The 25,335-nt window shown below is 40.0% G+C and carries 26 protein-coding genes and 1 riboswitch; of the genes, 14 read left to right on the top strand and 12 right to left on the bottom strand.

Annotated elements, in window-relative coordinates; all coding sequences use genetic code 11:
- The first annotated feature begins 23 nt into the window (after nt 1-23).
- The 13 genes from AB1Z56_RS12125 to AB1Z56_RS12065 all read left to right on the top strand — a co-directional run bounded on the left by AB1Z56_RS12125 (nt 24) and on the right by AB1Z56_RS12065 (nt 11,598).
- Complete coding sequence (locus AB1Z56_RS12125; protein ID WP_309363183.1) at nt 24-617, top strand: GNAT family N-acetyltransferase; 594 nt, start codon at nt 24-26, stop codon at nt 615-617.
- Nucleotides 618-658: 41 nt separating this feature from the next.
- Entirely contained in the window at nt 659-3,097 is a 2,439-nt protein-coding gene (locus AB1Z56_RS12120; RefSeq protein WP_426792136.1) for a TonB-dependent siderophore receptor, read from the top strand.
- A 126-nt stretch (nt 3,098-3,223) separates the two neighbouring features.
- On the top strand, nt 3,224-3,634 hold the full coding sequence (locus AB1Z56_RS12115; protein WP_309363186.1) for a hypothetical protein: 411 nt from the start codon (nt 3,224-3,226) through the stop codon (nt 3,632-3,634).
- Nucleotides 3,635-3,794: 160 nt separating this feature from the next.
- Entirely contained in the window at nt 3,795-4,097 is a 303-nt protein-coding gene (gene ureA, locus AB1Z56_RS12110; RefSeq protein WP_309363188.1) for an urease subunit gamma, read from the top strand.
- A gap of 18 nt (nt 4,098-4,115) precedes the next feature.
- The gene (gene ureB / locus AB1Z56_RS12105) at nt 4,116-4,490 is read left to right on the top strand and encodes an urease subunit beta (protein ID WP_309363190.1); all 375 of its coding nucleotides are present in this window, start codon (nt 4,116-4,118) and stop codon (nt 4,488-4,490) included.
- Complete coding sequence (ureC, locus tag AB1Z56_RS12100) at nt 4,487-6,208, top strand: urease subunit alpha (protein ID WP_426792135.1); 1,722 nt, start codon at nt 4,487-4,489, stop codon at nt 6,206-6,208. The genes ureB and ureC overlap by 4 nt, the downstream gene beginning before the upstream one ends.
- A 157-nt stretch (nt 6,209-6,365) precedes the next feature.
- Nucleotides 6,366-6,953, top strand: coding sequence for a hypothetical protein (locus tag AB1Z56_RS12095; protein WP_309363193.1), 588 nt, complete (start codon nt 6,366-6,368; stop codon nt 6,951-6,953).
- A 3-nt stretch (nt 6,954-6,956) separates the two neighbouring features.
- Nucleotides 6,957-7,499 carry an urease accessory protein UreE gene (locus tag AB1Z56_RS12090; RefSeq protein WP_309363195.1) on the top strand — a complete coding sequence of 181 codons (543 nt, stop codon included), beginning with the start codon at nt 6,957-6,959 and terminating at the stop codon, nt 7,497-7,499.
- A 224-nt stretch (nt 7,500-7,723) separates the two neighbouring features.
- A complete protein-coding gene (locus AB1Z56_RS12085) occupies nt 7,724-8,413 on the top strand; it encodes an urease accessory protein UreF (protein WP_309363197.1) in 690 nt (229 codons plus the stop codon).
- 12 nt (nt 8,414-8,425) lie between these two features.
- Entirely contained in the window at nt 8,426-9,064 is a 639-nt protein-coding gene (gene ureG / locus AB1Z56_RS12080) for an urease accessory protein UreG (protein WP_046675418.1), read from the top strand.
- A gap of 2 nt (nt 9,065-9,066) precedes the next feature.
- Complete coding sequence (locus AB1Z56_RS12075; RefSeq protein ID WP_309363201.1) at nt 9,067-9,864, top strand: urease accessory protein UreD; 798 nt, start codon at nt 9,067-9,069, stop codon at nt 9,862-9,864.
- Between the two features lie 10 nt (nt 9,865-9,874).
- Nucleotides 9,875-10,765 carry an urea transporter gene (locus AB1Z56_RS12070; RefSeq protein ID WP_309363203.1) on the top strand — a complete coding sequence of 297 codons (891 nt, stop codon included), beginning with the start codon at nt 9,875-9,877 and terminating at the stop codon, nt 10,763-10,765.
- Nucleotides 10,766-10,791: 26 nt separating this feature from the next.
- Nucleotides 10,792-11,598: a hypothetical protein gene (locus tag AB1Z56_RS12065; RefSeq protein ID WP_426792134.1), complete on the top strand. Its 807-nt coding sequence runs from the start codon at nt 10,792-10,794 to the stop codon at nt 11,596-11,598.
- Here AB1Z56_RS12065 and AB1Z56_RS12060 read toward each other — a convergent pair.
- From AB1Z56_RS12060 to AB1Z56_RS12005, 12 genes are all read right to left on the bottom strand, one after another.
- On the bottom strand, nt 11,595-12,482 hold the full coding sequence (locus tag AB1Z56_RS12060; RefSeq protein WP_309363207.1) for a helix-turn-helix domain-containing protein: 888 nt from the start codon (nt 12,480-12,482) through the stop codon (nt 11,595-11,597). The two genes, AB1Z56_RS12065 and AB1Z56_RS12060, sit on opposite strands and share 4 nt — an antisense overlap.
- A gap of 203 nt (nt 12,483-12,685) precedes the next feature.
- Nucleotides 12,686-13,210 carry a DUF1572 family protein gene (locus AB1Z56_RS12055; RefSeq protein ID WP_426792133.1) on the bottom strand — a complete coding sequence of 175 codons (525 nt, stop codon included), beginning with the start codon at nt 13,208-13,210 and terminating at the stop codon, nt 12,686-12,688.
- A gap of 239 nt (nt 13,211-13,449) precedes the next feature.
- Nucleotides 13,450-14,193: a GIN domain-containing protein gene (locus AB1Z56_RS12050; protein ID WP_309363210.1), complete on the bottom strand. Its 744-nt coding sequence runs from the start codon at nt 14,191-14,193 to the stop codon at nt 13,450-13,452.
- A 241-nt stretch (nt 14,194-14,434) separates the two neighbouring features.
- A complete protein-coding gene (tenA, locus tag AB1Z56_RS12045) occupies nt 14,435-15,091 on the bottom strand; it encodes a thiaminase II (protein WP_426792132.1) in 657 nt (218 codons plus the stop codon).
- The gene (thiD, locus tag AB1Z56_RS12040) at nt 15,078-15,917 is read right to left on the bottom strand and encodes a bifunctional hydroxymethylpyrimidine kinase/phosphomethylpyrimidine kinase (protein ID WP_426792131.1); all 840 of its coding nucleotides are present in this window, start codon (nt 15,915-15,917) and stop codon (nt 15,078-15,080) included. Before thiD ends, tenA begins: the two co-directional genes overlap by 14 nt.
- Entirely contained in the window at nt 15,914-16,546 is a 633-nt protein-coding gene (thiE, locus tag AB1Z56_RS12035; protein WP_426792130.1) for a thiamine phosphate synthase, read from the bottom strand. Before thiE ends, thiD begins: the two co-directional genes overlap by 4 nt.
- Entirely contained in the window at nt 16,536-17,339 is an 804-nt protein-coding gene (gene thiM / locus AB1Z56_RS12030; RefSeq protein ID WP_309363218.1) for a hydroxyethylthiazole kinase, read from the bottom strand. Before thiM ends, thiE begins: the two co-directional genes overlap by 11 nt.
- An 83-nt stretch (nt 17,340-17,422) precedes the next feature.
- Nucleotides 17,423-17,515, bottom strand: a riboswitch (TPP riboswitch).
- Nucleotides 17,516-17,598: 83 nt separating this feature from the next.
- Complete coding sequence (locus AB1Z56_RS12025; RefSeq protein ID WP_426792129.1) at nt 17,599-18,441, bottom strand: VanW family protein; 843 nt, start codon at nt 18,439-18,441, stop codon at nt 17,599-17,601.
- A gap of 137 nt (nt 18,442-18,578) precedes the next feature.
- Nucleotides 18,579-19,829: a hypothetical protein gene (locus tag AB1Z56_RS12020; protein ID WP_426792128.1), complete on the bottom strand. Its 1,251-nt coding sequence runs from the start codon at nt 19,827-19,829 to the stop codon at nt 18,579-18,581.
- Nucleotides 19,830-19,860: 31 nt separating this feature from the next.
- Nucleotides 19,861-20,604: a dienelactone hydrolase family protein gene (locus tag AB1Z56_RS12015; protein ID WP_426792127.1), complete on the bottom strand. Its 744-nt coding sequence runs from the start codon at nt 20,602-20,604 to the stop codon at nt 19,861-19,863.
- A gap of 118 nt (nt 20,605-20,722) precedes the next feature.
- Entirely contained in the window at nt 20,723-21,568 is an 846-nt protein-coding gene (locus tag AB1Z56_RS12010; protein ID WP_426792126.1) for an NAD(P)-dependent oxidoreductase, read from the bottom strand.
- Between the two features lie 63 nt (nt 21,569-21,631).
- Entirely contained in the window at nt 21,632-22,258 is a 627-nt protein-coding gene (locus tag AB1Z56_RS12005; RefSeq protein ID WP_426792125.1) for a Crp/Fnr family transcriptional regulator, read from the bottom strand.
- Between the two features lie 428 nt (nt 22,259-22,686).
- Between AB1Z56_RS12005 and AB1Z56_RS12000 the strand changes: the two genes are divergently transcribed.
- A complete protein-coding gene (locus AB1Z56_RS12000) occupies nt 22,687-25,299 on the top strand; it encodes a TonB-dependent receptor (protein ID WP_426792124.1) in 2,613 nt (870 codons plus the stop codon).
- The last annotated feature ends 36 nt before the right edge of the window (nt 25,300-25,335 follow it).

Below are 25,335 nucleotides of genomic sequence, written 5' to 3'. Positions count from 1 at the left end.
ATTAAGATAATAAATATAACAATATGAATAGCATCAAAGATCGTGGCAATATGTGGGTTGATGAAAAAGGATCTAACAAGCAATTTCTTTCCGTTCATCCTCATTTAAATAACATCAGTATATCTCGTGTAGGTGAGGAGGATATTGATGTGATATTACCATATGTTATTGAATTTCGGAGAAAGCTGTTTCCGATGTTGGATGCGAATAAAATTCCGAAAGATCTGCTTGCTTTCTCAGCAGTGTATCTGAGCTCGGAGGCTGGAGCATTTTTGCAGGCCAGAGATCATCAGGGGAAATTGATTGGGGTAATTGGTATGCTTGCCTACGATTATCGCTTTCCCTATCTGAATATAGATAAACGGAAAACAGTAGAGGTTGCCCGGCTTTTTGTGGAGCCAGCTTATCGCAGGTCGGGATTGGGAACAGCGCTGTTTCTGCATTTGACGCAGGTAGCAAAAGAAAAGGGGATTGAGCGGCTTTATCTACATACACATCCCTTTCTAACAGGCGCGTACGAGTTTTGGAATAAGCTGGGATTTCAGTTGAAGGATATTCGTGACGAATCGAATTTCCCGACAATACATATGGAATTATTTGTCGATCAAATCGCTTAACCATTGAAAAGGTTAAGCCAAAAAAAATATAAATTATTCGAATGAACAACATGATGAAGGCGCTAGCTTTCGCTTTACTGGCGAGTGCTTCTGTATCGGAAGCCGTTTATGCACAACAAGGTGTAGTCATCTTTGGAAAAATACAGGATGAGAATGGTGACCCCATCTCTGGTGTAACACTGACCTTAGCAAATGGACAACAGCAGACAAGTTCAAATAATCAAGGTGAGTTTAGTTTTGCTGGGATCAGCAGCTTTCCCGTACAGTTAAGAGCAGAAGCAATTGGGTATAAGTCTGTATTGCTAGATTTGAACGCCGTCAACTGGAACGCAAAAAAAGGTGTTAGAATAGGTATGGTAGCCGGCGACAATACCTTGGATGAGGTGTTGGTGACGGGCAGACGCAACAATTCATACCTGACAAACAATATGGAGCTGGGCGGCAAATTTGCTGGAAAATTAAAAGATCTACCACAATCTGTAGCTGTTTTGAGCAAGGAATTTATTGAGGATAAACAGGCTTTTACAACTGGGGCACTCATACAGGATTTGGCTGGAGTGACAGAGGCATCTTCCTATGATGATGTGGTCATTCGTGGTTTTAAAAGCGGTTATGAAACAGGTGTCCGGCTTGTCAATGGTTTGCGCTCGGGGTATGGTTATGGTAATAGTTATTATAATTCGCCCTTGACAATCAACCTTGAAAACATTGAGGTACTAAAGGGGCCAGGGGCTTCATTGTTTGGTGATATTGTACCTGGTGGTACAATTAACATGACGACGAAGAAACCTTTAGAAGATTTTAAGGGTTATTTGAGTTTTGCAGGTGGTAGTTTTGAAACGATGCGAACCACGGTGGATCTTGGTGGACCATTGGATAGTGCTAAACGGATATTGTATCGTTTTAATGCAGGATATGAAGATACAAAGACTTTCCGCGATGTAAATCGGCAGAAACGAATCATGGTTGCTCCTTCATTTACTTTCAAACCGGCAGAAGGAACAATAGTTGATATTGATATGGTATATAATCAGTTCAATGGTTATCTTGATCGGGGGATGGGGATTAAAGAGAATAATTTTTACGCTTTGCCGAGATCATTTACCTTGAGTCAGCCGTCAGATTTTTATAATTCCAAAACTTTTTCGTTAAGTGGCCGACTGTCTCAGCGTTTGGCAGAACATGTTAGTTTGAATCTGAGCTATATGAAATCCATCTATCAGGAGGATGTCAATGAACACCGGACAATGAACACCTTTGCTGATGCGCCACATAATACAATTATGAATATGCGTTTTTTTGATCGTCATGGACGTGACTATACGGATAACGTTGTCGGTTATGTGAAATGGGATCTTTTGGGCAATAGAGTCGATCATCATTTGGTTGCTGGGATTGATTTTGCCCAATATCGGGGCGACAAAGAAAACCAATTGCGGGAGGCGCGGCAGCAAACTGTAGATGGCAAAGTCGTCCCGTTGACTTTTGATTTGAACAATCCCACTTATACCACTCATGATCTAACTAATTATGTATGGCGCACGGGAGTCGCTTATCCATTTTTGAGCCCTTATAAAACAACGGGTAAATATATACAGGATCAAATCAGCATTGACGACAGACTGAAACTTATTGTAGGTCTACGTCATGAACACTATTCTTCTGAAACACTTGATGGACAAAATCGGTTTCATGCGACACAAAATGCCTTATTACCTCGCTTTGGTGTGACCTATGGAATCAATAAGCAGATTAACTATTTTGCAAGTTATTCACAGGGATTTGTACCTGTGGGCGCCAATTTTATTCAGAATTATAAAGACTACGGAGCCGATAAGCCATTTGATGCAGAGCGGAGTTTTCAGGTAGAAACAGGGGTGAAAACAGGCTTCTTTAAAGAACAATTACAGGTGGATCTCTCCTTGTTCCGAATTGAACGACGGAATATGCTCATTGCAACTGGAACAATCAATGATTCAGGACTGCCAGAATATAGACAATCTGGCAAAGCACTATCACAAGGCGTTGAGCTAGATGTTCGTGGACAGCTAACGCGGGAGTTTCAGGTCATGGCCAATTATACCTATAATGATACGGAGGTAAAATCGTCCTCTATTCCTTCGGAAGTCGGACAGTCGCTGCCGGGAGCACCCAAAAATATGGCCAGTGCCTGGTTAAAATATGTGTTTTCAACAAGCAGCTTAAAAGGCTTGGGTTTTGGAGCCGGTGTTTATTATGTAGACCGTAAACGGATGGATAACAGTATCGGAAAGGATAGTGATGGGAATGCACTCTGGGGACAATGGCCTTCTTATACAACTGTAAATGCAGCGGCATATTATCACGTAGGAGCAATGAAAATTGCTATGAATCTGAACAACGTATTCGATAAATACTACTTTTTAGGTGGTTTTGACTACACCAGAGCATTTGCTGGTGCTCCGCGAAACATCATGGTATCAGTTGGTTACTCTTTTTGATCCTGAAAATAGCACTTCAGAAACACAAAGCGGGCTTTTTCAACAAATTTGGACTATTTAATTCAAGATTTGTGCTAGTCAGATAGCCCGCTTTGGTTGTAAATTTGAATAACAAATAATAGAATTGTGAACACAAGAATGAGGGTTGTTTTAGTCTTTTTAGTTTTCCTTTTGAGCACCTTGCTCATGAAGGGAATGGCTATGCCTACGCATTCGAGTGCACTAAATCCGATTGTTAGTTTAAGGTTGTCTTCTACCTTTCCTACTCAGGTGGAAAAGGATTCAAGGCCGTCTGAACGAGAAAATTTGATCGCTGCGGTTAAAGATCATGATCTCTATGATGTCACCGAACAGATCGATTTAAAAGATGAATGGAGCAAGCTGCTCTTTTGGGGAGTTCTTTCTATTTGTCTTTTTGTATTCTGTTATCCTGTATGTCTCAAAATTCAGAATAATAGAAAACCTTACATGGATCGCTTGATCCTACCCCCAAAATATATTCTTTTCCAAAGTCTAAAAATTCCATTTCTGGGATAAAAAACTCCATTTCTTACGATGCTGAGCATTGGTTCGCTATGCGATCCGCATAGGCTAAGTGTGTCATTTTGATCACGATTTTGAACGATTTTTTTAGGTCGTGTGGCATCGCTATGACTTGTTTTTTAATTGAATTAACAACAATTTAAATAATATTTATATGCATTTATTACCTAGAGAGACAGAGAAGCTATTGCTTCATCTTGCCGGCGAACTAGCAAAAAAACGTAAAGCTAGAGGATTAAAATTAAACTATCCGGAATCTATTGCATTGATTAGCAGTGAACTTTTGGAAGCTGCTCGTGACGGACGTACTGTTGCTGACTTAATGCAGTATGGTGCAACGTTGTTGACACGTGAAGATGTGATGGAAGGCATACCTGAAATGATTCACGACGTACAGATTGAAGCTACATTTCCAGATGGTACAAAACTGGTTACTGTTCATAACCCGATTCGCTAATTGTTAAAAATATAATCTATGATCCCAGGAGAATTTTTTATTGCAGATGGCTATGTGATCTGCAATGAAGGTAGAGAAGTAACAACCATCACCGTGACGAATACAGGTGATAGACCAATTCAGGTAGGTTCACATTTTCACTTCTTTGAGGTGAACAAAATGATGGAATTTGATCGTGAGAAAGCTTTTGGCAAGCGATTGAATATTATTGCCAGTACTGCTGTGCGTTTTGAACCAGGCGAATCAAAAGAAGTAGAATTAGTTCCTTATGCAGGAGCGAGAAAAATCTATGGACACAATGATTTGGCCAATGGAGACACCGAAACCGAAGTTGCGAAAGCAAATGCAATGAAAAAAGTAAAAGAACAAGGCTTTAAAAACAAAGTATCATGAGTTTAAAAGTTAGCAAATTAAATTATAGCGCCATTTTTGGCCCTACAAGTGGTGATAAAATCCGTTTAGGAGATACAGATATCATTATTGAAGTTGAAAAAGACTACGCTTACTATGGCGACGAAGCTAAATTTGGTGGTGGTAAAACGGTTCGTGATGGGATGTGCCAATCTTCGGTCCATACACGGGACGAAGGTACATTGGACATGGTAATCACAGACGCTATTGTAATAGACCACTGGGGTATCGTGAAAGGTGATATCGGTATTAAGGATGGTAAAATTGTTGGTGTTGGTCGTGCTGGAAATCCAGATACCATGGATAATATTACCCCAAACATGATTATCGGTGCTTCTACTGAGGTACATGGTGGATCAGGGTATATCCTAACTCCAGGTGGTATTGATACTCATATTCACTATATCAGCCCAACACAAGTTGAAACGGCCTTGTATAGTGGTATTACAACAATGATTGGTGGTGGTACAGGTCCTGCAGATGGAACAAATGCAACGACAGTAACACCAGGTAAATGGAATTTACGCCGCATGTTACAAGCTGTTGAAGATCTTCCAATGAACTTCGGTTTCTTTGGTAAAGGAAACGTCGGTACGGAACAACCTATTGTTGAACAAATTGAAGCCGGCGCCTTAGGTGTTAAAATCCACGAAGATTGGGGGGCTACTCCAGCAACAATCGACAGAGCGTTGACAGTCGCTGATCAATATGATGTGCAGGTTGCCATCCATACAGATACGCTGAATGAAGCGGGCTTCTTGGAAGACACAATCCAGGCAATCAACGGACGTGTCATCCATACATTCCATACAGAGGGTGCTGGTGGTGGTCACGCTCCGGATATCATCAAATCTGCGATGTATCCAAATGTATTACCAGCATCGACAAATCCAACACGTCCATTTACAAAAAATACAATTGACGAACACTTGGATATGCTGATGGTTTGTCACCACTTGAGTAAAGAAATTCCGGAAGACGTCGCTTTTGCGGATTCGCGTATTCGTCCAGAAACGATTGCTGCTGAGGATGTATTACAAGATCGCGGTGTATTCAGTATCATGAGCTCGGATTCGCAGGCAATGGGACGTGTAGGTGAAGTAATCACACGTACATGGCAGACTGCAGACAAGATGAAGAAACAAGTAGGTCCATTGCCTGAAGATGAAGGTAAGGACAACGATAATTTCCGTGCACGCCGCTATGTAGCGAAATATACCATCAATCCAGCGATCGCGCACGGTATTTCGAAGTATGTTGGTTCAATTGAGCCTGGTAAAATTGCTGATATGGTGATCTGGCGCCCAGCTTTATTTGGCGCAAAACCAGAAATGATTATTAAAGGCGGGATGATTATCGCTTCAAAAATGGGGGATGCAAATGCCTCTATTCCTACACCGCAGCCAATCATCTTAAGAACAATGTTCGGTGGTTTAGGTAAAGCTGTTCACCAAACTTGTTTTGACTTTGTCTCTAAAATTTCATTGGAAAAGGGAATTAAGGAAGAATATAAACTGGAAAGAACTTTACTTGCCGTAGAAAATTGCCGAAATATCTCCAAAAAAGATATGATCCACAATGACGCTACACCTGAAATTATCGTTAATCCAGAGAATTATGAGGTAAGTCTTGACGGTGAGATCTTGCGGTCAAAACCTGTTGATACAGTTTCGTTGGGACAACGATACTTCTTGTTTTAACCCTATAACTACTTTTTTATGGCGTGATCCTATATCACGCCATAAACTATGAAAAACAATATGTTGATGAAATCATCATGGGCTTATCAAAAGCGCATAAGAGAGGGAATAATGACTGCTCATGATGTTTCATTAAGCTAAAATACGATTTACGCTAATGAAAAATTTGAAGATATTTTTAGGCTGTTGTATAGCAATGGCGTGCTTTACCATACAATCTGCCTATGCGCAAAAGGGAGGTATCATGGTTTATGGGTCACTGAATTACCACGAAACGACTGCTGGGCATCAATTTAGTGCCGCTCCGGTGGGTGCTGCCTATTTTTTCACCGACAACATGAATGCGGGGCTAAACTATGGATTCAATTCTGCTAAGGATAAAGCACTGGATTTCACAGATCATTCGCATGAAATAGGACCTTTCTATAGTAATACTTGGCCTCTGAGTGAGCATTTCATGTTAATTGGTCAGGTTGATGTGCATTATTTGTGGGGCGATCAACATGTCGCTACCGGAGGTACTATGGTCGATGGTAAATACAATGGCTATCTATTCAGAGTGTACCCGCTTGTGGGTATCGCCTTGGGAAAAGGTTGGGCATTAAAAGCTAAAGTGGCAGAATTGTCTTATAAAAAGAGAAATAGTAAAGATGCTGCTATTCCCAATGATCACGAAGTCATTACAGGAATCAATGGATCAACTGTAGGTTTAGGCTTGTCTAAAAATCTATTTGTTAAGAATTAAAAAATGATAATCACGGAAATCACAAGGAATATTCATGGTGAGCAGATCACTAAGCGTCTGGATTCGCTTGCTATTGAATGGTATGAGTCGACCAAACGTATTCAACGTTTACGTACCGCGGAGGGAATGGATATTGCTGTCAAATTGTTGGGTAATACATCCAGCTTGCAGGATGGTGATATCTTGTACGAAGATGAGGAGAAAATTGTTGTGGTAACGATCAAACCTTGTGAAGTCATCCGTGTCATGGCAATTGATTTCCTGCGAACTGCTTTTGTAAGCAGCGAAATTGGAAACAAACATTTGCCTCTATTTGTGGAGGCAAATGAATTGCTTATGCCTTATGAACGGTCAATGTACGAATGGCTAACTAAACAAGGATTTGATCCACAGTGTTGCGAGCGTCAACTTTTACATCAGCTCAATGCAAATGTCGATCCCAAACATCATCAGAAGATAAAGTCTTCGACTAAAAATATCCCGCTTTTGATCAACGACAAAGCCTTCATGAATTCGCAAGCGCCAACAGCTATGAAGGGAGACTGAAGTTTCGTTCTGCTCGATAACCGAGCGTAGTTAGCTTATTGATCCTATAATGTAAAAAATAGGAATCAGGAAAAGGGATGGTTCAGATAAAAAAGGATTACAGCAGTACTTTCTTTTCATAAAAGGAAAAACTTGGTACAGCTTTAATATCCAATGGTAGAGAAGATTACACAAGGGGCGGGTTGGTCCTTGAAGATATATACTTATAATAAAAAATAATGTCAATGAAAAATACATTTCTAGGCAAGTTACTCCATCTAGCAGATCCAACATTGCCAATTGGTGGGTTTACCCATTCAAATGGACTGGAGACCTATGTGCAACAGGGCTTGGTCTGTGATAAGGTTACGGCGGACAACTATGTGCGTCATAACCTCTGGTATAATTTGAAGTACAATGATGCTGCTTTGATGAAATTGGCCTATGAAGCAACTTCTTCGCAGGACATGGATGCATTGATCGGCCTAGATCAAGAATGTACAGCATTAAAAAGCCCAAGAGAAATTCGCGATGCCAGTAAAAAACTGGGCGTACGTATTTATAAAATATTCAGTCGGTATCAACAGCAGGATTTTATGCTGTCTTGGGGTGAATTAATCCAAAAGAAGGAAGTAGATAGTCATTACTGTTTGATGTATGGCATGCTGGCGTCACTTTTAGAAATTCCTTTGGAAGAAGCGTTACACGGCTTTTATTATAATGCCGCTATTACGATGGTGACCAATGCTGTAAAACTTGTGCCGTTAGGTCAATTGGATGGCCAAGATATACTTTTTGGTTTACATGATGATATACTTGATCTCTGTAAAGAGACCTTAACAGTTGAACGGAATTTAGTGGGCTTATGCAACATTGGATTTGATATCCGTTGCATGCAACACGAACGATTATATTCTAGAGTTTATATTTCTTAAAAAACAATTAAAATGGAAAATAGAAAATATGTTAAAATAGGGGTTGGTGGTCCAGTAGGATCTGGTAAAACAGCATTATTGGAAAGATTGAGCAGACGTTTGATGAATGAAATTGATCTTGCCGTAATTACGAATGATATCTATACGAAGGAAGATGCGGAATATATGGCCAAAAATAGTTTGCTACCCCGTGAGCGAATTATCGGTGTAGAAACTGGCGGTTGTCCCCATACGGCGATACGGGAAGATGCAAGTATGAATCTCGAAGCTGTCGATGAACTAGCAAGCCGCTTCCCGGATTTAGAGTTGATTTTAATTGAAAGTGGTGGTGATAACCTGACTTCTACCTATAGTCCGGATCTTGCCGATATTACCATTTTTGTAATTGATGTTGCCGAAGGTGAAAAAATGCCTCGTAAAGGTGGCCCGGCAATTACAAGATCAGATCTGTTGTTGATTAACAAGAAAGATTTGGCACCCTATGTAGGTGCAAGCCTAGAAGTGATGGAGCATGATGCACGTAAAATGCGTAAAGGTTCTCCATTCTTGTTTTCAAATCTGAAAACTGGCGATGGTTTGGAAGAGATCGTGGGCTGGATTAAAAAATACGCACTCCTTCAAGATATTGAGGAGCCAAATTTACTACGTTAATTATGATTTGTTCTTTAGATATTAAAATAGCACATCGCGAAGGAAAATCCTTTTTAAAAGATGCATATGCGACACAACCGTTTCGTATCGTTCCTGTTGGACAATATCAAAAAGACAATGCCGCGTACTTGATGATCATGAGCTCATCCCCAGGCTTACTCGACGGTGATGACCACCGTATTCAAGTGGATATTGCTCCCGGATCTAAGTTGCAATTGCAGACACAGGCTTATCAGCGTCTATTCCATATGAAAGGGCATTCGTCCCAAACTATGGAAGTGAATGTAGGCGAAAATGCGGTTTTTTCTTATGTACCCCATCCTGTAGTACCGCAGCATTCGTCTCATTTTTTGAGTCATAACATTGTGCATCTTGCTTCAAATTGTCACTTATTGCTGAGTGAAATCGTGACCTGTGGGCGGAAAATGTCCGGTGAGGAATTTATGTACAATCACTTCCAGAATTTGACCGAATGTTATGTCAATGGCAGACTCGTTGTAAAAGATAATGTATTGTTACAGCCAGATCGTATGCCCATACAAGGTTTGGGCATTTTGGAAGGTTATACGCATCAGGGAACCTTGATCTATCTCAACAGTGCCGGCTTGAATCCGAGCGACTGGATCGAGACTTTCCATGAACAATACGGTGAAACTAAAGACGTCGCGTTTGGGATTAGTGAATTGCAACATGACGGTTTTATGGTTCGCGTTTTAGGCTACGGTGCCGAGCAGCTTTATCTTCTTTTTAAAGAAATGCAAAGCGCATTATGGGACAACATATTTTTGAATAACAACTAATTATATTCCAATGAAAAATAACATCCTAGCTTTTATCAAAGCTTTCTTTAAAGGATTTGGGCAAATTATGTTACAGGGTAACATTTGGACAGGTATTTTATTTATATGTGCCATTATTTATGATTCGGCGCTCATGGGCTTTGCAGGAATTCTCGCCAATATCGTGGGGGTATTGACTGCCAAGTTGATGAAATTTGATGAAGATCATATCAATGATGGACTTTTCGGATTTAATGCCACGCTTTATGGTATTGCTTTGGTTTTCTATTTTCAGACAAACGTCTGGGTATGGGGAGCTTTAATCGTAGGATCTGCGTTGACCACGATCTTGATGGGCTTTGCATTAAAGAAGAATCTGCCCGTATTTACATTTCCTTTTATCTTAATTACCTGGATCGCATTGTATGTGTTGAGTATTCCAGAATTGGCCTTGCGGACAGTACCTGAGCATTTTGTTGATATTCAGGAAATGGACGACTTCTTAATTGAAGGCCATGCTTTTGGTCAGGTTATTTTTCAGGGTAGTTTAATTGCTGGATTGATCTTTTTTATTGGGGTTTTCCTGAGCAATCCCATGGGAGCACTTTATGGTTTCGCTGCTGTTATTATCAGTGTTTATATTTCACACCATGGCCATGAATCTGCTGACATGACCAACAATGGCATCTTTAGTTTCAATGCGGTCTTGGTTGGAATCGCCCTAAGCGGCCCCCGTGTTAGAGATGGTGTATATGTTCTAATCGGAACAATTATCGCCACCTATTTTGATCATTTTTTGATTCACAACGGATGGACGACATTGACTTTTCCATTTGTTTTTGCGATGTGGGCTATGCACCCTGTGAAACTTATCGATAAATGGTTGGTGAATAAATTTTCATCAGCCGAGGGGACTTCATAGTCCTTTTGTGAACTAAAATTTTATGTATGTTTAAATTTCGTTTAATAAAACTATTCCCAATAATGCTCTTATTGGGAATTCATGTAAATACGGTCTATGGACAAGTCAGTCCGCCGGGATTAGGAAAAGCAAGGACCGCATCTTGGTCAGTTTTGGGCTTGCGTAGGAAATTGGACAGTGCTGGAACGAAGGAAGCATTGACTTATATTGGCCTGGGTACCAAAAGCACTCCCGATGATTCAAATCCTTTTCATAAACAGGCCATTTGGGTACTAAACCATGAAGTCTACCATAAATTTGCCAAAAACCAGCAATATAGTTATGCTGTAAGCTATCGTCGCCAAAATATCTATGATGAGGCGGCACCTTATCATAATGAAGGGGTCGAGCAAGAGTTTAGGTTATATGGACGATATGCGTATATATTTACCCTTAATGATCGCTTGAAATGGAAAAATACGTTAAGGCAAGAGTTCCGAAAGTTCTTTACAGCTGATTTTCAAAAGACAGAAGAAAATTTTCAATTTAGGACCCGCTTGAAGTCGCAGCTAAATTTTAAAATTTCGGCTAAAAATAAGCAAGAATTGGCTTTGAGCGCAGAGGGACTTTTTGCAATCAGTAAACTCTACGAACCTGTTAGTGCCTGGTCAAGCTTTGGCTATAAAGAGACCCGTCTAGGTTTCTATTACATGACAGATATTCCAAAGACACCTTTGCGATTGGATCTGGGTTATATGAACGACTTAATTAAAGGCTATGACAAAGTAGATTTCGGGGTTCATTATCTAGCCGTAGACTTAATTTGGAATCTACCTTACCGTAAAAAGCATTAGTCCGCCATAAACTTATGTTTTCTATAGTCACTGGGTGAATACCCAGTGATTTTTTTGAATAGCCTGGTGAAATACGAGGGCGATTGAAATTTCAATTCAAAGGCTATTCCAGCAATATCTCTCGTAGCGTCCTGCAGGAGAATCTGGCTATGTAAAATACTTATTTCGCTAATCCATTGCTTTGGCGGCTTGTTTGTCGCTTCTTTAACACATTTATTGAGGTAGTTTTCTGAAATATGCAATAAATTGGCATAGAATAATACGTTTTTATGATCGATATGGAACTTTTGGACGTATTCACGAAAACGGAACGCAATATCTAACTGTCTGCTCATCGGGGCCTTTGTCTCAATATCCGATTTTATCACCTTCAATAGGATACACTGCATCATGGAGATGCAGACTTCCATTACGCGACCCTCGGTAAAAAGTTCTTCTTCCAATAACATCAACATTTGCTGGATCCAATGCGCTACATGCGGTTTAAGTGTGGTAAAAGGATGGGAATTGAAAAATTTAATATCGTTTATACCAAGCTCAATATCAGTTACAATTTCATTTTCATAGACCACAAAAAAACCTTCTACATCATCGGAGATTGCCAGCGTAGCCGTAATATTACCTTGTTTGATGTTAATGACCTGGTTTTCGGTCAGTGTATAAGAGGCACTCTCCAGGTGCTGTGTCAATGTGCCTTTCGTAACAAAAATGAGAAAATTAAAGGTTGTACGATAGGGGATGACGGGCATCAGGATACTGCGAAGGTAGCTTTCAATTCGATAGACTTGGATTTTATTCTCGTTGAACAGATTATGCTCCGAAACATCCGGTAGAAATAGTTTTTTGTACTCGTAATTGTTGATGATCTTAATCGAATTTTTCATAGTCTTAAAACAACGTACTTAACAACGAAATCTTATAAAAGAAATAGTTGTATGTATGACAAATATACTTAAAAGTTTGCGAAAATTGTGTTAAAACTACCTGTGCTTATACAATGAATTAGGCTGTTGAATGGGGTATAATGGCGCTGTTAGTGCCTATTTTCATTGCCAGCTTTTAAAAACTCGTCAGAGAAATTTATAGGCTATTTTTCCCTGTCGAATTTCTCTTTGTTATAGGATGCCGAGGCGCCTTTGGGTATGGATAGGGAGGACCATTTTTCATCGATACATATTTTTCCGATATAAACAATCTGTCCGATGTGGTAGGGGTAATGTGCAATCTGCCGCAAAATAGCTTCCATGACTGTATGCTCTTCATTGCGTATATAAATAACTTTTTCTAGGTCATCTTCTACAAGGGATTCAATGGCTTGAAAGAGACAGTTCCATCCGGCATTCCAATGATCAACAAGCTCTTTGCGGTCTGTCCAGGTATTCTCAAACTCCAGATCCCGGTTTCTATTATCTTTTTCTCCGTCCGTGCTGAGAAAATCGGTCCAACGTGAAAGCATATTTCCACTTAAATGTTTCACAAGCAGTGCAATGCTGTTGCTCGAATCATTTGGCTGCCAAAATAGTTGTTCAGTACTTAATTGATCAAATGTTTTATCACCCAGTGATTTATAATATTGAAATTTTTTTAAGCAGCTCGCTAGAAAGTTATCCATCCTTTTGAAGTTTATGATTTTATACTTTCAAGATACGAAAATGCCAGGAATCCTCGATGACTAGAATCTGGACTCCATGTAAAGAATTGCTTTTAATGACAGGAGGCCGTTGCAGTTGAATAGGATAGGAAAAAGAGAATCGGTTAAAAAAGCAAAGGTGATACTGGGGATTGTATCACCTTTAAGCTAACTAAACATTAAACATAAATAAACAGTCTTTTTAAAGACCACACTAAAAATTACATGACTATTCTGCCACTTGTTGATTTGTCAACCTGGACATTTTTCGGTTGATTTTTTAACGCAATTCTTGCTGATGTAGAAACATTTCCCTGTAAGTTTTCTTTCACGCTGAGCGTTACATTGGCAGACGAATTGGCTTGTATTTGGGCATTCGTTGTCGTGAAACGGCTCATATCAACCGATGCTGATGAGTTGGTGTTCAGATTTAAATTTGAAGCGCTACCCGCAATTTCTTGCCTAGACGAACTATTTGCCGATACTTGCAAATTTTTACTGCTCACTTCTGTCGTTAACTTACTTGAAGAACTTGTTGAAAGGCTTATATCATCTGCAATTAATTTTTTAAGGGATATGCTAGCCGAAGACGAAACGTCAACAGAGATTTTATCGGCCTTAATCGTTTCGTCGGTATGAATCGAACTGCTGGATGATGCGGAGAAACGTGTTGGTATCTTGCTTGAGTAAACAGTTACACGATTGTTTCTCGCATTTCTGATCGAACTGTTTCTTTTATACTGTACATAGAGTGTGCCGTTTTTTACGGTTGTTTCGATAAGGGATAAATGCTCGGGATTATCTGCTTCAACAACAACCTCATTGCGATTAGAATGAATATAATCCACACGTAGTGAAGTCGCTGATGAAATGGCATCTGGCGCCGTGATCTTGCGTGTTTCGCGTTCTTGTGCCTGGGCTACATATAAAAATGAAATAAAGGCAATGGTTAAGATTCTTTTCATTATTTTTCTGTTATTAGTTTAAATTTATTGTTATTGAAAGTTTCATGTTAATTTCCCTTTTACCATTTCTTATGCAGCCGTATTACAGCTTATCGTTAACTGCTACTTGTAGTATAATAGTGATGCCAAAACTTAAAATCATCGTAAATGATTGTTTATCACTGTTTTTTTGTTTTACATCTACTTTTGCGAATGCTCATTACCGAACAATAGCTGTTCGGTATCGGACAGTTTGCGTTTTTTACCATACCCTTCGCTCGTAAGCTGCTAACCAGAACTGATACTCTAATTGGGAAGCTGTTATAAATACTTGTCGCATCTTCTCCCGATTTGTTGCAGTAGTTTCTGCTGCAATTTTGTCAACGTAGTTTTTTGCCTTGACAACTCCCTGTGCAAAGTCGTCACCACTATAGGTTTCTATCCATTTGGAATAGGGATTCCCCTGTGTATTTGCCGCGGCTACAATATGGTCGCCGACCTCTTTATAAATCCAAAAACAGGGGAGTGTTGCCGCCATAGCGACCTCAACGCTCTCGAAAGCGGCTACGCTTTTAAGAAAATGGACATAATGATGGCAGGTTGGTTCGATTTTGTTGCTCTTGTCGGCAGGACTTAAACCAAATTCCCGAAAGTAATTTTCGTGTAATGCCCGTTCAACAAGAAGCGCATTGCGACCAAATTCGAAGTAGTCCAATGCTTGTTGGTTATCCGCACTTTTTGCACCTATAAAGGCGAGCACACGGCCAAATTCTTCTAAATAGAAAGCATCCTGCTGCATGTAAAATTGAAATTTATCCAGAGGAAGACTGCCATCACTAAGCTGAACAATAAACGGCATAGTAAGTATATCAGAATAAATAGCTGTTATGGATTCCCAGGCATGATTAGTCCAGTTCATATTGAATAAGTTTAAGGGGGTTGTGGAAGTGATTTAATGGCCCATTTCCTTTGCCAATGACCAGGTCTTTGCTACCAGCTATTGCTGCGTGTATATAAGCCAGTGCAAAGTCTACTGCGCTATCGAGACCAACGCCTTGTGCCAATTGGCTCGCAATTGCTGAAGAAAGCGAACAACCTGAACCATGTGTGTTTTTGCTGTTAATTTTTTGTGATTTGAATTCAATTGGTGGATTCTTATGCTGGAACAACAGGGATGTTAACTCTTGACTTTGGAGATGTCCGCCTTTAATCAGTACGGATTGACAACCCTTGGCCAATAAGTGATTTCCCGCTTTTTCCATTTTTTGGACGTCGTCGATAACTTCGTCTACTAAGACACTTACCTCATCTAAATTTGGCGTAATTAGGGTTGCCAAAGGAAAAAGAAGTTCGATGCAGGCCTGAACGGTATCATCGTGAATCAATTTGTGTCCGCTAGTCGAGACCATGACTGGATCAAATACGATAGGCCCTTTATATTCTTTTAAATAGGTGCTAATAAGCTCCACAAGTTCAATATTGTGTACCATCCCGATTTTGATTGCATTGGGATAGATATCGTCAAAAATGGCATCTAGTTGGTCTTGGACAGCTGCCATAGGGATCTCATAAATACGTCTTACACCTTGTGTGTTCTGAACAGGTAAGGCGGTTAAAACATTCATGGCATAACAACCTAATGCAGATATGGTTTTGGTATCTGCTTGTATGCCTGCTCCACCACTACCATCGAACCCTGCAATGCTGAGTACAGTCGGGACACTGTATTTTTTATCTTTTGTCATTTTAATAGTTCTTTTAGTTGTGCACTGGCAGCTCTGGGATCTTGACTTTGGCATATGGCCGAAACGACTGCAATGGAGTCTGCACCTGCGTTCCAAGTCTCTGCCGCAGTTTGAAAATTCATTCTTCCGATCGCGATCAATGGTTTTTCCGTCCTATTCCGAAGTTGTTTTAAACCCACAATTCCCCATTCAGTAATTGTATCCACTTTGGTTCTCGTTGAAAAAATGGGACTTACACCAAGGTGGTCGACGGCGTACATTTGTTGACTTTCCAGTTGCTGCATATCTTCTATAGACCAGCCTATGGTCAATTTATCGCCATATTTTTCTCGAATAGCGAGTGGCTGGAAATCATTTTGCCCCACATGTACTCCCCATGCTTCGATTTGGGCTGCGATTTCCACGGAATCATTGATCACGAGCGGAATACCATAATGATCGGTTAGTTTTTTTAAACGGATGGCTTTATCCAAAAATGTAGCTGGATCGTCAACTTTTTCGCGCAATTGTATAAGATCGACTCCACCTATGATGGCTTCTTCGGCAACATGGAGCCAATTTTGAGGATAACAGTCTCGCTCGGAAATTACCAAATACAGGGGGTAGGGGAAAAGTGGATTAATACGCATAACGTTTGATTTTGAGCTTTGATTTTAGACGTTCTGCATTGAGCTGATAGAGTTCATCATAGAGATTCAATTGCAGGGTGCCCGGGCCAGCTGCTGTTTGGGCAGCGAGTTCTCCCGCCAAGCTCAAAATGGACACACCGGCAACGGCTGCTTCAAAATATTGGTCTGTAACACCTAGAAATGCACCAATGAGTGCAGTAGCGCTGCAGCCTAGTCCGGTGACTTGCGTCATTAAAGGATGACCATTATAGACCTCAACACGGTGTTGTTCGGAGAGGATATAATCGATTGCTCCAGAAATGCAGATAATGGAGCCGGTCTGTTCCTGCAATAATTTGCCAAACCGGAGTGCATCTTTGCTATCTGTCGTACTGTCGACGCCTTTTGTGTTCGGTTGGTTGAAATTGTACAGCGTCATGATTTCTGATGCATTTCCACGAATAACGGTTGGTTTGAGATCCAGTAGATTGGATAATAAATCATTGCGGAATGCTGATATCCCAGCACCAACAGGATCAAGTACCCATGGCCGTCCGATGGTATTGGCATGTTCGGTAGCAACCAGCATAGCTTCGGCTGTATCTTCACTCAAGGTGCCGATATTAATGACCAGCGCTTGCGCAATATCGACAACTTCGCGCACTTCCAACGGGCTGTGTACCATCACAGGGGAGGCGCCTACAGCTAAAAGTGCATTGGCCGTATTGTTCATCACGACCAGGTTGGTGATGTTGTGGATAAGAGGTTTTTCAAGCCTCAGCTGCTCTAATAGTTTGATAATTGAATCTTCCATTCTTTTTGCTTGTCGTAAGATGTTTCCGTGCGGCTTTGACGGGAAGAAGAGAGATAGCCTGTGCAGTATAGAGGTTTGCTGTACAGTTGATGTTTGCTTTTCCCTACGTCGGTATAAACCGAATCAGGTTCAAAGGGACTATCTCAATTCTATACAGAATACCCCCAAAGCCATATCAAACTTAAACAAAAAAGTGGACTTTTTATATAAAAAAACGCAGAGCTGTTAGCTGACCAGGCTAGATGAATACATTGCTGTATTAAGATCCTGATTTTTGTTCAGTACGCATTTCGATATATTTTTCGGGAGTGTAGGTGACACGCGCAAAATTTTTGGTCAAAAGTTCTTTTTCTATAGTCTTCCCACCCTGAAATTTAAAAAACTTCTCGCGCCAGATCTCGTTTTTCCGAAAGAATTGATTGTCTATTTTCAGAAATTGATGTTCTTTTTCAAAGACATGGTATGCAAAATCCAGTTCTTGGTCTATTCGCAATTCGCCCTCTAAGCATTTCTCCGTAAACCATAGATTTATTTGGAAAGTGTATGGTGTATGGTTGGTGAACTGATAATCACGATAGTTATAAAACACCGTAGCACCACTGCCGAATGGTAATACACGGCCATCGTCTGGAAAAGGGTCAAAAGAATGATGATAACGTTCATTGACGGTAAGCGGACTATGGATTACAAGCCAATGAATGAGGTTGGATATTTGACAGATTCCGCCGCCAATACCCGCTCTCGCTTCACCGAAGGATAATTCCATGCCCGGCAAGTAGCCTTTTTTTGCAGTTGGCAGTCCAACGAGTTTACAGAAAGAAAAGGTTTCCGTCGGTCTGATGAGAATGCCGTTAATCTCCGCTGCAGCAATTTTCAGATTGGTAACTTTATTGATCTGCAATTGCATATTATTTTCGCCCAGTTTCTTCAATAATACAGACTGGTGTTTTTTGATACGGAAGGGAAGCTTTTCAGCTGATTTAGCTGCTGTATATTTTTTGTTATCACATAACCATAGGGCTTTCCTATGTATTCTTCTGGCCCATACCGCTAAAAAATAGAGTATTGGGTGATGTTGACTGATCAATTTTCGTTTTCTCAATTCGGCGTTTTATTATCCCTATCAAAATTAATGCTGAAATATTTTTTTTTCTACTTTTTACAGGATTTCATCGAATCTTTTTTTGTAAAAACCGGGATCTTGATTTCATCCGACAATAGCGGTTTTTCAGTGAGTGCTTACATCGTTCTTCTCGCCTGTCGGTATTTTGTCGTGAGTTGGCCATCCTTGTTATAAATCAAACTTTCATAGGCACAGTTGCCCAAATCTTTTACAATTGATTTTTGCTGTAAGACGCCCTCATAATAAAATTCATCAATTGTTTCGTTAACACGGTAAGATCGCTTGATCTCAGCTGTAAGCCTACCTGTTTGATCAAAGGTCTGGCGTTGTGAATATTCACTTATTTCCGGGTTGCTATACAGATAGTGGACACGGTTTTCTACCTGGTCATTTCTGCCGGAAATTTCCTCAACAATTCGATTTTGTTCATCATACTGATAAATGGTCCAGTCTATCCGTTGATATATAAAATGAATGGATTCACTTTTTATAACCTGAAGTTTACTGTCCAAGTGGTATATCATCGCTGATTGTAATGTGGGGTCGTAGGACACAATAGCATTGGGGAGATATCTGTAAATTGTACTGCTGCTCCATTTACTATTTTGAAGGTACTGTATGGAGTCGATAAGTCCTAATTGATTATAGAATCTTTTGCTGAAATAATTATTTCCGCCAGAAAGATTGTTGGATGTGAGCTCTTTGCCTTCTTCATAAACAGTCGTCATAATTGCACCGGATTGTACCTCATTTTCGTCCGAAAACTGCTGCATGACATAGGTGCCGTCGCATTTATTTTTACGCTGACTGTAATAAAGAGGGAGAGCGGGGTTGGCTATTATAGCCGCTGCATATTGCCTGGATGGAATAAATTGGACTTGTGCGATTGAGTCAAAGAAATGTCGGGCATTATAGTGTGCCGAAGGTTTCTTTGATGCAATTTGTGTGCTGGTGTTTAATATCGGTTTGGCTACTGCCAAATAGGTATTACTATCGTATATGATCTTGGGTTTGGCTAATCCATCAAACAAGATCATGGCATGACGTTGCTTCAATGACAATACGTCGATGGTCCATTGTTGATTTTTAACGATAAATGTAAGTTTTTTTGCATCGGTTTTTGTGACCAGTAACTTTGTTGTGCTAAAAGGCACTTGCTTGAAAATCGCAGCAGCATTTTTTTCGTGTAGACGCATGATAAAATCAGTTGATTTATCGGACTCATTGGTTACAAACAGAACTGCCTGTGTAGGGCTAGCTATTGTTAGCGATTTTGCGGTTTGAGATTGTGCGAAGGAACTATACAACAGCAATAGCAGCAACTGAATGATAAAGGGGGAAATTGATAGCCTCAAATTATGACTCATTTGGGTGGATATTGCTGTTGTTGGTTATTAGTTAATTTAATACTTCTTTCAGAAATAATAAGGTATGGTCCCAGGCACGTTTAGCCATCACTGGATTATATTCTGCTGACTCGGGATTGGTAAATGTATGTCCAGAATTTGCGTAGGTGATTATTTGCCAGTCTGCTTTTCCTTCATTTAATTCCTTGACCAACCCATCGTAATCTTCTTTTGATACACTTTTATCGGCTGCAGGGTGCTCAATGAGTACTTTTGTTTTAATTGAACCATTGGGTCTATCGGCAGCTTTGGATAGGCCTCCGTGGATACTGATCACTGCATTGACGGGGAATCCGGCTCTCGCGGCTTCTAAGGCTCCTGAACCTCCAAAACAATAGCCAATGATTGCAATTCTCGTCGGATCAGCACCTTCTTTTTTCAGTTGTTCTAAAGCGAGCATTATGCGATGCTGATAAGCTTTGTAGTCTGTCTTGTAATGGCCGGCAATTTTCGAAGCTGCGGTGTTGTCCGAGGGAATATTTCCCTCTCCGTAGATGTCGGCAATGAACGCGATGTACCCTTCTTTTTCAAGAAGCAATGCCGCTTGTTTCGCTTCGTTGTCAATTCCCTTCCATGCAGGAAGAATTAAAACGGCCGGCCCTTTTTTTGCCCTATTGGCGGTTACCAGTCCATTGAGTTTTTGTTCACCATCCTGGTAAGAAACCTGTTTTAATTGTTGGGCTTGTGTAGTCATGGTGACCATAGTAAGCATCAATAGTGTCATAACTGTTTTCATCTGTAAAGAATTTGTTCCACTCATTATTTTGTGTGATCAGAAATGAACCTAATTTGGAGTCCATCTCAACTAAATATAATTTTCAATGTACATTTTTTTCACTGTCGCCAACCTGAAGCTACGACTTGATGGATTCAATGATACCAATAACATCGAGCTGTCCGAGACCTTGATCGTGTGCTTTCCCGTAGGTTTCGAGTAAGGTCTTGAGGAGGGGATAGTCAGCACCGGCTTGTTGAGCCAGTCGAATATCTTTCAGCATAAGGTCTAGCGCGAATGCAGGACTGTAGTTTTCTTCTACAAGTAAGGGTGTCTTTACCTTGGTCGCACCACTGCCACTGGCACTATCGTTGATGATTTCGAGCATATCGCTTCGTTGAATTCCCAGTTTATCTGAAAATAAGATCGTCTCCGCGAGACCTTGGTAGATCGTAGAAAGGAAATAGTTGATCGCAAGTTTGGCGGCAATTCCCTGTCCATTTTCGCCGAGATGTTTGATCGATTTTCCCATCTGCTCGAGGTATAGTCGGGCGCGATGAAGGTCTTCGGGATCACCACCGACCATAATAATAAGCGTACCCTCAGTCGCTGGTTTGGTGCTGCCGGCAACGGGAGCATCTATAAAAGCAGCGCCTTTTTCTTTTAGCTTAGTGGCTATTGAAATACAGCGTTCACGAGATATTGTACTCATATCGACAAATAATTTGCCTTTGATCTCCCTTTGTAGGATTTTTTCATATACTTCGCTGACTGCTTCATCATTTGTGAGCATGGAGAATATAATGTCGCTATGATCGACTAATTCACCTATATCTTCTCTGATAATTGATTGCTCTTCAAAGCCTGCTGCTTTAGCCTTGTTTCTATTGTAAACAGAAAGGGGGAATCCTGCTTTTTCTAGATTTTTAGCCATGGGGTATCCCATGTTTCCTAATCCTATAAATCCTAATTTTTCTATCTTCATCTAAAAATTACATTAATTGCTCTTGAAATTTACGTATAGCTAAAGATACAAATGTTTTGGTCATTACACCAATACCCTAATTTCGTTACGAAGCAGCACTATTTTATCTTCCTGTTCCAGTTTTTTTAAAATTCGGGAGACAACGACTCGGGACGTATTTAAATCGGAAGCGATATCCTGATGCGTAAGGGTGAGTATTCGGTCGTCATTCAGCTTCACTTTGGCTTTCAAATAGTTGATGATGCGTTCTTCCATGTTGGAAAAAGCTAGACTATCAACAGCTTGTAACATTTCGTCCATACGGCTTGAATAGCTCGAGATGATGAAATTTCGCCACGAAGGGTATTTTCCCATCCAAAGGTTGACAAGCTCATTTGGGATCATCGCTACAGTCGTTGTTTTTTCTGCGAGCGCACGAATTTCACTTTTTTTATTCCCGAGACAACAGGCTATCGACATTGTACAGGTTTGACCTTTTTCCAGATAGTAGAGCAACAATTCGCCTTTATCTTCATCCTCCCGGACAATTTTTATTGCCCCATCCAAGAGGAGAGGCATAGCCTTGATATATTGATTGGTATCAATGATGAGATCACCTTCACGGAACGTTTTTATATGCGCGTTTTCCGCTATTTCAGCGATTAGTTCCGGTTCAAGAATGCCTGTATAAGCTTGTTCTATGGATAACATATTTTTTAAATTAGTTAAAGTTAATTATTTATAGGCTTATTTCAGCTGTTGTGAGAAGAAAAGAAGGTCGGTGGAAATGGCGGATTGAAAGAAACAATTTTAGTAGCTCATGAGGATAGGCTATAAAATCTTGTGTCCAATTCATAAAAATCGTAAAATTGATAAATTTTGATTTATTCAAAACAGACAAAATATTATTCTGATTATTTTTAATGTTTTTTCAAGAATAGGATGAATGTATTGTGTTTATTTTATGTATGCTGTATTTTCATTGTATCTTTTTGCTGAAATTTGCTGTTTTTCTGTGGAAGATTAAAATTTATTCTTTCTATATAGAGATACTGCATGATATTGGTATTGTTAAAATTAGTTAAAAAGACAATCAATTCCTAATTTTGCGGCACAAAAACAAAACAATCACATCTAACATGAAAAAGTCTTTACTTTTTTTTGCCCTTGTTTTTGCTAGTTATAGTGCCGTTCAAGGTCAAACAGCAAATACTGGTTCGGTTTCAGGAGTTGTCAAAGAAGCTACTGGACAAACGGTTAAAGGAGCAACTATTAAAATTACCCACATCCCAAGTGGACAAGTAGTAAGTGGCTCAGCCGATGCCCAAGGAAAATTTCAAATTTTAAATCTTCAAGAAGGTGGCCCCTATAAAGTAGAGGTGACTTACATTGGTGAGACACCGGTGGTTTTTGAAAACATCCTATTGAAATCGGGCGAGTCGTTGAATTTGAATCCAACTTTTACGGCTGGATCTTCAACAAATTTAGATGAGGTTGTTGTTGTCGGTCATGGTGTCATTGATATTGCTGAAGGAAGAAAAACACCGATTGCCGTTTCGACAATCCGTAAACAGGATTTGGAAGAAAGGGTGGGAGCACAGGATATTACTTCTGCTTTGGCTAATACCCCTTCGGTTTATATCACTGGTCAGGCAAAAGGTTTCGGAGAGTCATCCATGACAACACGTGGTTTTGATCAATCCAATACAGCATTTCTTTTAAATGGTCAGCCTATCAATGGTATGGACAATGGTAGCGTCTATTGGTCAAACTGGTCGGGTCTGACAGATATTGCCTCTTTGGTGCAAATCCAACGCGGTTTGGGATCATCTAAATTAGCGATTTCATCTGTCGGCGGAACCGTAAACTACGTGACACAATCCACTGCAATGAAAGAAGGTGGTTTTGTGCGCACTACCGTTGGTAACGATATGTTTATGAAGGCAACTGTAGGTTACAATACGGGACTTATGAAAAATGGTTTTGCAGTTTCAGCGATGTTTACCCAATGGTCAGGTAATGGTTATATGGATCATACAGAGGGTTCTGGTCAAAGTTACTTTCTATCGGTAGGTTACAAAGCCAATGAAAAGCATAATCTGAACTTTATGGTGACCGGTGCACCACAATGGCACAATCAAGGTTACACCTCTAAATTATCTAACTACCTAACAAACGGCAGACGTTACAATGATAATTATAAGGATGCAAACGGCGTGATGATGAATGCACAAAAGAACTTTTATCATAAGCCGGTAGCCAACTTGAACTGGGACTGGACCATCGATGATAAATCATCTTTGTCAACTGTCGTTTACGCATCGTTAGCTGCTGGGGGTGGCCAATCCTTGCGAAGCGATAAATATAATACCGGTAAATATTTAGCGGCCGATGTGAACAACCATCAATGGTTTGGATTGGTATCTAATTATAACCGTAAACTTTCTGAATCCTTGAATTTTAATGTGGGTTTTGATGTAAGGGACTATAAAGGTACACATTATCGTAAATTGACTGATCCACTTGGAAATACAAATGGTGTCGTATTAGGCGGTAATGTTAATTTTCCTAATAAGCCATTGGTTACCAATACATACTCAACGAACCCTTGGAAAGCTTTCTCAAGTAAACCTGATTCGCGTGAAGATCGTTTAGCTTGGGATTACAATCAATACATCCGTTATGGAGGTTTGTTTGGTCAATTGGAATATGCGAAAAATGGTTTTACAGCATTTTTCCAAGGATCGGTTTCCGAACAACAAAACAAACGTTCTGATTATTTTCAATATACACCAGGTAATGAAGATTCTAAGGACGTGAATAATTTTGGCTACAATACGAAAGGTGGTGTAAGTTATACATTGGGACATCATAGTGTTTTTGGTAATGCAGGCTATTATTCCCGTCAACCTTATCAGAACAATATTTTCATGAATTTTGCGAACGATATCAATGAAAATGCTGAAAATGAAAAAATCCTTGGTTTGGAAGCAGGTTATAAGTTTGCTTCTCGATTCCTGGATGTGAATGTCAATGTTTACCGCACAACTTGGGAAAATCGTGTTACGGGTAGTTCGAGCTTAGCGACGGCAGATGATGTGAAAAAATATAATCCGACAAATGATCCTGGTATTCTGGTTGAAGGGGCATATCTTTATACCACAAATTACGGTGTAAAACAGGTACATAGAGGGGTAGAAGTTGATTTTGAAGCACGCCCGATCGAAAAATTAAGCTTAACAGGTTTCTTATCGATAGGTGACTGGAAATATGACGGTGCAGTAAACTCTGTCGTACGTAACGATAACCGAGTAGAATTAGGACGCTCTGAGGTTAACCTAACAGGTGAACATGTAGGTAATGCTGCCCAAACTTCTTATGGGTTTGGAGCCAAATATAAGGTGTTTAAAGGTATTTCTGTTGACGCAAATTACAGATATTATGAGCGTTTGTATGCTTCGAATTATCGCAGAGAGGTAATAGATGGCCAAACATACGGACGTTATATGAAATTACCTTCTTTTAATTTATTGGATGCTGGTCTTTCCTACCAACTGAAAGTAAGTGATAAGAATACCATGAGTTTCCGTGTAAACATGAATAACGTACTCAATAAATTCTATATTTCCGAGGCTACTTCCAGTAATTTAGTTACTGATGTAAATAATAGCTGGAATGGTATAGACACGTCTAACTTCGTGTTGATCGGACAAGGTAGAACTTGGAATGCATCGGTGAAATTTACATTCTAATAAAACGTACTGAATAGCAAAAGGTCCACAAAATAT

It is taken from the genome of Sphingobacterium sp. WOUb80, from assembly GCF_050058145.1.
Classification (GTDB): Bacteria; Bacteroidota; Bacteroidia; order Sphingobacteriales; family Sphingobacteriaceae; genus Sphingobacterium.
This window is presented reverse-complemented; position numbering and strand designations above follow the sequence as displayed.

What these genes read in the sequence shown, in the direction of transcription:
- AB1Z56_RS12010 (WP_426792126.1), bottom strand. Translation starts at nt 21,568, where the DNA reads ATGAAGATAGAAAAATTAGGATTTATAGGATTAGGAAACATGGGATAC.
- AB1Z56_RS12075 (WP_309363201.1), top strand. Translation starts at nt 9,067, where the DNA reads ATGATTTGTTCTTTAGATATTAAAATAGCACATCGCGAAGGAAAATCC.
- ureA (WP_309363188.1), top strand. Translation starts at nt 3,795, where the DNA reads ATGCATTTATTACCTAGAGAGACAGAGAAGCTATTGCTTCATCTTGCC.
- AB1Z56_RS12050 (WP_309363210.1), bottom strand. Translation starts at nt 14,193, where the DNA reads ATGAAAAGAATCTTAACCATTGCCTTTATTTCATTTTTATATGTAGCC.
- AB1Z56_RS12070 (WP_309363203.1), top strand. Translation starts at nt 9,875, where the DNA reads ATGAAAAATAACATCCTAGCTTTTATCAAAGCTTTCTTTAAAGGATTT.
- AB1Z56_RS12085 (WP_309363197.1), top strand. Translation starts at nt 7,724, where the DNA reads ATGAAAAATACATTTCTAGGCAAGTTACTCCATCTAGCAGATCCAACA.
- thiE (WP_426792130.1), bottom strand. Translation starts at nt 16,546, where the DNA reads ATGCGTATTAATCCACTTTTCCCCTACCCCCTGTATTTGGTAATTTCC.
- AB1Z56_RS12005 (WP_426792125.1), bottom strand. Translation starts at nt 22,258, where the DNA reads ATGTTATCCATAGAACAAGCTTATACAGGCATTCTTGAACCGGAACTA.
- thiM (WP_309363218.1), bottom strand. Translation starts at nt 17,339, where the DNA reads ATGGAAGATTCAATTATCAAACTATTAGAGCAGCTGAGGCTTGAAAAA.
- AB1Z56_RS12000 (WP_426792124.1), top strand. Translation starts at nt 22,687, where the DNA reads ATGAAAAAGTCTTTACTTTTTTTTGCCCTTGTTTTTGCTAGTTATAGT.
- AB1Z56_RS12055 (WP_426792133.1), bottom strand. Translation starts at nt 13,210, where the DNA reads ATGGATAACTTTCTAGCGAGCTGCTTAAAAAAATTTCAATATTATAAA.
- ureC (WP_426792135.1), top strand. Translation starts at nt 4,487, where the DNA reads ATGAGTTTAAAAGTTAGCAAATTAAATTATAGCGCCATTTTTGGCCCT.
- thiD (WP_426792131.1), bottom strand. Translation starts at nt 15,917, where the DNA reads ATGACAAAAGATAAAAAATACAGTGTCCCGACTGTACTCAGCATTGCA.
- ureG (WP_046675418.1), top strand. Translation starts at nt 8,426, where the DNA reads ATGGAAAATAGAAAATATGTTAAAATAGGGGTTGGTGGTCCAGTAGGA.
- AB1Z56_RS12120 (WP_426792136.1), top strand. Translation starts at nt 659, where the DNA reads ATGAACAACATGATGAAGGCGCTAGCTTTCGCTTTACTGGCGAGTGCT.
- tenA (WP_426792132.1), bottom strand. Translation starts at nt 15,091, where the DNA reads ATGAACTGGACTAATCATGCCTGGGAATCCATAACAGCTATTTATTCT.
- AB1Z56_RS12125 (WP_309363183.1), top strand. Translation starts at nt 24, where the DNA reads ATGAATAGCATCAAAGATCGTGGCAATATGTGGGTTGATGAAAAAGGA.
- AB1Z56_RS12090 (WP_309363195.1), top strand. Translation starts at nt 6,957, where the DNA reads ATGATAATCACGGAAATCACAAGGAATATTCATGGTGAGCAGATCACT.
- AB1Z56_RS12095 (WP_309363193.1), top strand. Translation starts at nt 6,366, where the DNA reads ATGAAAAATTTGAAGATATTTTTAGGCTGTTGTATAGCAATGGCGTGC.
- AB1Z56_RS12020 (WP_426792128.1), bottom strand. Translation starts at nt 19,829, where the DNA reads ATGAGTCATAATTTGAGGCTATCAATTTCCCCCTTTATCATTCAGTTG.
- AB1Z56_RS12060 (WP_309363207.1), bottom strand. Translation starts at nt 12,482, where the DNA reads ATGAAAAATTCGATTAAGATCATCAACAATTACGAGTACAAAAAACTA.
- AB1Z56_RS12065 (WP_426792134.1), top strand. Translation starts at nt 10,792, where the DNA reads ATGTTTAAATTTCGTTTAATAAAACTATTCCCAATAATGCTCTTATTG.
- ureB (WP_309363190.1), top strand. Translation starts at nt 4,116, where the DNA reads ATGATCCCAGGAGAATTTTTTATTGCAGATGGCTATGTGATCTGCAAT.
- AB1Z56_RS12015 (WP_426792127.1), bottom strand. Translation starts at nt 20,604, where the DNA reads ATGAAAACAGTTATGACACTATTGATGCTTACTATGGTCACCATGACT.